Below are 6545 nucleotides of genomic sequence, written 5' to 3'. Positions count from 1 at the left end.
GCTGATGCGCGCCTATACCGGCTTCCTCGGCGTGACCGTGCGCTGGCGCTGGGTGACGCTCGCCGTCGGCATCGGCCTCTTCGCCCTGTCGATCCACTCGATCCAGTACCTGCCGACGGGCTTCATCCCGAAGGAGGACGCCTCGCGCATCGTGGTCTCGCTGGAGCTGCCGCCCGGCGCGACGCTGGAGACGACGCGCCGCATCACCGACAAGGCCGTGGCGAGCGTCCGCGAACTGCCCGAGGTGCGCTCGGTTCTGGTGATCGGCGGCTCCTCGCCGACCGGTACGCTGGAGGTGCGCCGCGCCGCGATGACGGTGGCGCTGACGCGCAAGTTTGAGCGCACGCGCAGCCAGGCGGAACTCGAGCCGGTGATCACCGCCAAGCTTCAGGCGATCCCGGACCTCCGCTCGTTCTTCGTCAACGATCGCGGCGAGCGGGAACTCTCGGTCGGCATCCTCGGCCAGAACGGCAAGGCCGTGTCGGAAGCCGCCTCGAAGCTCGAGGCGGAGATGCGGCGCGACCCGATCTTCGCCAATCCGAGCGCCATGGCCTCGTTCGACCGACCGGAGATCCGCATCCGCCCGCGCCTGGACGAGGCCTCCGACCTCGGCATCGCGCCGGACGCGATCTCGCAGACCGTGCGCGTCGCGACCATCGGCGACCTCGGCGCCAATCTCGCCAAGTTCAACGCCGGCACGCGCCAGATCCCGATCCGCGTGCAGCTCTCGGAGGACGCGCGCAAGGACCTGTCGGCCGTCAGCTCGCTGCGCGTCAACACGGGGTCCGGCGCCTCCGTGCCGCTCGACGCGGTCGCGGACATCGGCTTCGGCCAGGGGCCGTCCACGATCGAGCGCTACGACCGCGAGCGCCTCGTCAAGGTCGGCACCTCGATGGCGCCCGGCCACGAGATCGGCGAGGGTTCCGAGCACATCATGGTCTCGGATGCGGTGAAGACCATGCCGCCGGGCGTGCGGCTCCAGCAGGTCGGCGACGCCGAGATCCAGGGCGAGGTCTTCGCCGGCTTCGCCTCGGCCATGGGCGCCGGCATCATGATGGTGCTGGTGGTGCTGATCCTCCTGTTCGGCTCGGTCTTCCTGCCGCTGACCATCCTCGCCTCGCTGCCGCTTTCGGTCGGCGGCGTGGTGAGCGCCCTCCTCCTCACGCACAACGCGGTGTCGATGCCGGTGGTGATCGGCATCCTGATGCTGATGGGCATCGTCACCAAGAACTCGATCATGCTGGTCGACTTCGCGGTGGAGCAGGAGAAGCACGGGATGAGCCAGCGCGACGCGATCATCGACGCCGGCCGCAAGCGGGCCCGCCCGATCATCATGACGACGCTCGCCATGGCGGCGGGCATGGTGCCGGCGGCCATGGCCACCGGCGAGGGCGGCGAGTTCCGCGCGCCGATGGCGATCGCGGTGATCGGCGGCCTCCTCGTCTCGACCGTGCTGTCGCTGGTCTTCATTCCCTCGCTCTACACGCTGATGGACGATCTCAGCCACGTGACGGGCCGCGTCTTCCGCTGGGTGCTGCGGCCGAACCGCGGCGAGGAGGACGGCGAGACCGCCCATGCCGGTGCCCCGATCCACGGCCCGCCGCTCGCCCCGGTCCAGCCGCAGGACCTTGGCCACGGGCCGACCTGGAAGCGGGTGACGGAGTTCGGCGGCCGCGAGGCGCGCGGCGGCGACGAGCGCCTGCCCCCGCCGCAGATGCAGCCGGCGGCCGAATAGGCCGGCGCAGCTTCTGGCCATCCACGGGCGGCGCGGCTATCCAAGAGCCGCGCCGCCCGCTTTCGTCTCAAGCCGTCTTTCGCTGCGCCCGGAGGCCCGCCCGATGTCCACTGACACCCTCTTCGCGTCCCGCGCCCCGGCCGACGCCGTCCCCTCGGTCACCATCCGCCGGCCGGACGACTGGCACGTCCACCTGCGCGACGGGGCGATGCTCGAGGCGGTGCTGCCCTTCACGGCGAACCAGTTCCGCCGCGCCATCGTCATGCCGAACCTCGTGCCGCCGGTGACGACGGTCGCGATGGCTCAAAGCTATCGGGCCCGCATCCTCGCGGCCCTCCCCAACGGCTCGGACTTCGAGCCGCTGATGACCTGCTACCTCACCGACCACACCGACCCCGACGAGATCGAGCGCGGCTACCGGGACGGCGTCTGGCTGGCGGCGAAGCTCTATCCCGCCGGCGCCACCACCAACTCGCATGCGGGCGTCACCAGCATCGCAAAGCTCGCGCCGGTCCTGGAGCGGATGGAGCGGATCGGCATGGCGGTCCTCGTCCACGGCGAGGCGACCGATCCTGCGATCGACATCTTCGACCGCGAGGCCGCCTTCATGGAGGCCGAGATGCTGCCGCTGCTCCAGCGCCACGAGGGGCTGAAGGTCGTGGTGGAGCACGCGACGACCGCCGAGACGGTTGATCTCGTGCGGGCGCATGCCACGCGCGCCGCCTGCACGATCACGCCGCATCACCTCGTGATCAACCGCACCTCGATCTTTCAGGGCGGCCTGCGCCCCCACCTCTACTGCCTGCCGGTCGCCAAGCGCGAGCGCCACCGGCTGGCGCTGCGCGAGGCGGCGACGTCGGGCGAGGCGTGCTTCATGCTGGGCACCGACACCGCGCCCCACCGGCGCGGCGCCAAGGAGGCCGAGTGCTGCTCGGCCGGCGTCTTCGGCGGGGCGACGGCGCTGCAGACCTATGTTCAGGTCTTCGACGAGGAGAGCGCACTCGATCGCTTCGAGGCCTTCGCCAGCCTCAACGGGGCCCGCTTCCACGGACTGCCCGTCAACGAGGGCACGATCACGCTCCTGAAGAAGCCCGCCACCGCGCTCGCGGCCGTCTCGGTCGAGGACGAGGACGTCGTGGTCTTCCGGGGCGGCGAGCCGCTTCCCTGGTCGATCGGCGACGTGCGCGCCTGAGCGCAGATTTTTCGGAGCCCATGAAAAAGGGCAGGCGGATCGCTCCGCCTGCCCTTTCCGGTCCATGCCCCTCGTCCGGGGCATGAAGGATTTAGGCGTGGTAGGCCGCCTCGCCATGCGAGGTGATGTCGAGACCTTCGCGCTCGGCTTCCACGGTCGGGCGCAGGCCGACGATCGCGTCGACGATCTTGTAGAGGATCGCCGAAACGACGCCGCTGTAGACCACGGTGATCAGCACCGCGACGACCTGCGAATAGACCTGGGAGCCCATGGTCACGCCGTCGAGATAGCCGCCGCCACCGAGCGCCGTCGAGGCGAAGATGCCGGTGCCGATGGCGCCGACGATGCCGCCGATGCCGTGGATGCCGAAGACGTCGAGCGAGTCGTCGTAGCCGAACTTCGGCTTCACCACCGCCACGAAGAAGTAGCAGGCGGCCGAGGCGATGGCGCCGAGCAGGATGCCGCCGATCGGGCCGACGGCGCCGGCGGCCGGCGTCACGGCGACGAGGCCGGCGATGATGCCCGAGACCGCGCCCAGCATCGAGGCCTTGCCGCGGGCGAAGGCTTCGATCAGAACCCAGGCGACGGTGGCGCCCGCGGTGGCGGTGAAGGTGTTGATCATGGCGAGCGCCGCGCCGCCGTTGGCCTCGAGGTTGGAGCCGGCGTTGAAGCCGAACCAGCCGACCCACAGGATCGAGGCGCCGACCATCGTCAGCGTCATCGAGTGCGGGGCCATGTTGTCACGGCCGAGCCCCGTGCGCTTGCCGACGAGGAACGAGCCGACGAGCGCCGCGATGCCGGCGTTGATGTGGACGACCGTGCCGCCCGCGAAATCGAGCGCGGCGACGCCGCCGGCATGGGCGCCGGTGAAGATCAGGCCGTTCGCGTCCCACACCATGTGGGCGACCGGGAAGTAGACGATCGTCACCCAGAGGATGGTGAACAGCACGACCGCGCCGAACTTGATGCGCTCGGCGAAGGCGCCGACGATCAGCGCCGGCGTGATGCAGGCGAACGTCATCTGGAAGGCGATGAAGACGTATTCCGGGATCACGACGCCCTTGGTGAAGGTCGCGGACATCGTGTCCTTGGTGATGCCGGCGAGGAACAGCTTGCCCGTGCCGCCCCAGAAGGCGCTGGTCGAGCCGCCGAAGGCGAAGGAGTAGCCGTAGGTCACGTAGATGATCATGACGACCGCGGTGATCGTCACGCACTGCATCAGCACCGAGAGCATGTTCTTGGCGCGCACGAGGCCGCCGTAGAACAGGCCGAGGCCCGGCAGGATCATGAAGAGGACGAGGAGCGTCGACACCAGCATCCAGGCGACGTCGCCCTTGTCCATGGCGTCGACGACGGCGGCCGCGGCGTCCGCCGGCACGGTCTCGGGCGCCGGCGCGATGCCGGTCTCCTGCGCGAGGGCGGCGACCGTCGTGAGGCCGGACAGGGCCAGGGTCGCCAGGGAGGTTTTCAGAAAGCGCATGGTCTCGTCGTCTCCCCTCAGAGCGCGTTCGTGTCGGTTTCGCCGGTGCGGATGCGGACCGCCTGGTCGATGCCGTAGACGAAGATCTTGCCGTCGCCGATCTGGCCGGTCTTGGCGGCCGCCGCGATCACCTCGACCGCGCGGTCCACCATGTCGGTGGGCACAGCCATCTCGATCTTCAGCTTCGGCAGGAAGCTCACGGCGTATTCGGTGCCGCGGTAGATCTCGGTATGGCCCTTCTGCCGACCGTAGCCCTTCACCTCGGTCACGGTGAGGCCCTGGATCCCGACTGCCGTCAGGGCCTCGCGCACCTCGTCGAGCTTGAATGGCTTGATGATCGCCATCACGATTTTCATGTGCACCTCGAATCGTCACGCGGTGGCACGCCCCCGGGCGCTCCGCTGGATTGGGCGGCCCGGCGGCCGGTCGGCCACAGGGTCACGTGAGAGACAGAAACAAGATGCGTGCCAGATGACCACCGGTCGCGATTTCGCCGCGATTGTGCAGCGCGAAAGGCCGCGATGCCGCCGGATTGGTCAGCGCCGAACGCGCTGCGATCGCGCCGGTGCCGCTTGATGCGGCAGGTGTTTAAATTTTCCGCAGACCGTCAGGCCGCCGGGCGGCGGGGCCGGATCAACCCTTCCTGGGCGACGGAGGCGACGAGCGTCCCGTCCAGCGCGAACAGCGACCCGCGCGTCAGACCCCGCCCACCCGACGAGGACGGCGAATCCTGCGAATAGAGATGCCACGCGCCGACATCGACCGGCCGGTGGAACCACATGGCATGGTCGAGGCTCGCCGCCTGGATACGCTCGTCGAAGACCGACAGGCCGTGCGCGAAGAGCGCGGTGTCGAGAAGCGTCATGTCGGAGAGATAGGCGAGCGCCGCGGCATTCAGCGCGGGATCGTCGCCGAGCGGCGCCACGGTGCGCACCCAAACCTGCTGGCGCGGCGGCAGCGGCTCGCGCGTCAGGTAGTGGTCGAACGAGACCGGGCGGAACTCGATCGGGCGCGGCCGGCTCCAGTAACGACGGATCGGCTCGGGCGCGCGGGCGAGGATCTCCGCCGTGAGCTCGGCCGCGGACGGCAACTCGTCCGGGCGCGGCACGTCGGGCATCGGCATCTGGTGGTCGAGCCCCTCCTCCACCCGCTGGAACGAGGCCGACAGCGTGAAGATCGCCTCGCCGTGCTGGATGCCGTGGACGATGCGGGTCGTGAACGAGCCGCCGTCGCGGATGCGCGACACCTCGTAGATGACGGGCGCCTTCGGGTTGCCGGGGCGCAGGAAGTAGCCGTGCAGCGAGTGGACGGGGCGCTCGGCCGCCACGGTGCGCTGCGCGGCGACGAGCGTCTGCGCGATCACCTCGCCGCCGAAGGTGCGCTGCCAGCCGACGGACGAACTGACGCCGCGATAGAGGTTCTCCTCCAGCTTCTCGAGGTCGAGCGCCCGGATCAGCCGGTCCATCGTCTCGTCCATGTCCTCGGCTCCCCTTCGCGCGTCGATCCTTCGCGCGCCTTGTCCGGCATATCGATCGCGCCCGCAAGGCAGGGCTCTTTGGTTGCCCCGGCGGGGCGGGGCGCCTAGATCAGGGTTCGAGAAAGGGTCGCGCGGCGGCCCGCAGAGATCGAAGGGGAAACCCGTTCCATGTCCGAGACAAAGGCCGCGCCCGCCTCGCCCGCCCGCGCCGACATCGTGGTGGCGGGGGCCGGTTACGTCGGCCTCGTCAGCGCCGTCGCGATCAAGCAGGCCGCGCCCGAACTCGACGTCCTCGTGGTCGACGCGGCGCCGGACGGGGTCTGGGAGCGCGACACGCGCGCCTCGGCGATCGCCGCGGCCGCGATCCGCATGCTGACGCGCCTCGGGGCCTGGGACGCGATCGCGCCCGAGGCCGAGCCGATCCGCGAGATGATCGTGACGGATTCGCGCACCAGCGACCCCGTGCGCCCGGTCTTCCTGACCTTCGGCGGCGAGGCCGAGCCGGGCGAACCCTTCGCCCACATGGTGCCGAACGTCGCCCTGAACGGCGCGCTGCGCGCGCGCGCCGAGGCGCTCGGGATCGCCATCCGCGCCGGTGCGCCGGTGACCGGCATCGCGGATCGCCCGGCCTCGATCGCGGTCGAGTTGGGCGCCGAGACGG

6 protein-coding genes are annotated in these 6545 nt (G+C 70.2%); 3 read left to right on the top strand and 3 right to left on the bottom strand.

Annotated features, from left to right (window positions below; translation table 11 throughout):
• On the top strand, positions 1-1735 hold a 1735-nt coding region (locus tag QZ753_RS09245; protein ID WP_294643038.1), incomplete at its 5' end, for an efflux RND transporter permease subunit.
• 103 nt (positions 1736-1838) lie between these two features.
• Positions 1839-2927: a dihydroorotase gene (gene pyrC, locus QZ753_RS09240; protein ID WP_294643035.1), complete on the top strand. Its 1089-nt coding sequence runs from the start codon at positions 1839-1841 to the stop codon at positions 2925-2927.
• A 91-nt stretch (positions 2928-3018) separates the two neighbouring features.
• Here the strand turns inward: pyrC and QZ753_RS09235 are convergent, their stop codons facing one another.
• The 3 genes from QZ753_RS09235 to QZ753_RS09225 all read right to left on the bottom strand — a co-directional run bounded on the left by QZ753_RS09235 (position 3019) and on the right by QZ753_RS09225 (position 5884).
• Positions 3019-4407 carry an ammonium transporter gene (locus QZ753_RS09235; protein WP_294643034.1) on the bottom strand — a complete coding sequence of 463 codons (1389 nt, stop codon included), beginning with the start codon at positions 4405-4407 and terminating at the stop codon, positions 3019-3021.
• A gap of 17 nt (positions 4408-4424) precedes the next feature.
• Complete coding sequence (locus QZ753_RS09230) at positions 4425-4763, bottom strand: P-II family nitrogen regulator (RefSeq protein WP_055891859.1); 339 nt, start codon at positions 4761-4763, stop codon at positions 4425-4427.
• A 251-nt stretch (positions 4764-5014) separates the two neighbouring features.
• Positions 5015-5884 carry an acyl-CoA thioesterase II gene (locus tag QZ753_RS09225; RefSeq protein ID WP_294643031.1) on the bottom strand — a complete coding sequence of 290 codons (870 nt, stop codon included), beginning with the start codon at positions 5882-5884 and terminating at the stop codon, positions 5015-5017.
• Between the two features lie 168 nt (positions 5885-6052).
• On the opposite strand from QZ753_RS09225, the gene QZ753_RS09220 reads away from it, so the two are divergent.
• Positions 6053-6545: FAD-dependent monooxygenase (locus QZ753_RS09220; protein ID WP_294643029.1), on the top strand; the 493-nt coding region annotated here is incomplete at its 3' end.

It is taken from the genome of uncultured Aureimonas sp., assembly GCF_913775355.1.
Classification (GTDB): Bacteria; Pseudomonadota; Alphaproteobacteria; order Rhizobiales; family Rhizobiaceae; genus Aureimonas.
This window is presented reverse-complemented; position numbering and strand designations above follow the sequence as displayed.

Coding starts and splice junctions, on each gene's coding strand:
- QZ753_RS09230 (WP_055891859.1), bottom strand. CDS start 4,763: ATGAAAATCGTGATGGCGATCATCAAGCCATTCAAGCTCGACGAGGTG.
- pyrC (WP_294643035.1), top strand. CDS start 1,839: ATGTCCACTGACACCCTCTTCGCGTCCCGCGCCCCGGCCGACGCCGTC.
- QZ753_RS09225 (WP_294643031.1), bottom strand. CDS start 5,884: ATGGACGAGACGATGGACCGGCTGATCCGGGCGCTCGACCTCGAGAAG.
- QZ753_RS09235 (WP_294643034.1), bottom strand. CDS start 4,407: ATGCGCTTTCTGAAAACCTCCCTGGCGACCCTGGCCCTGTCCGGCCTC.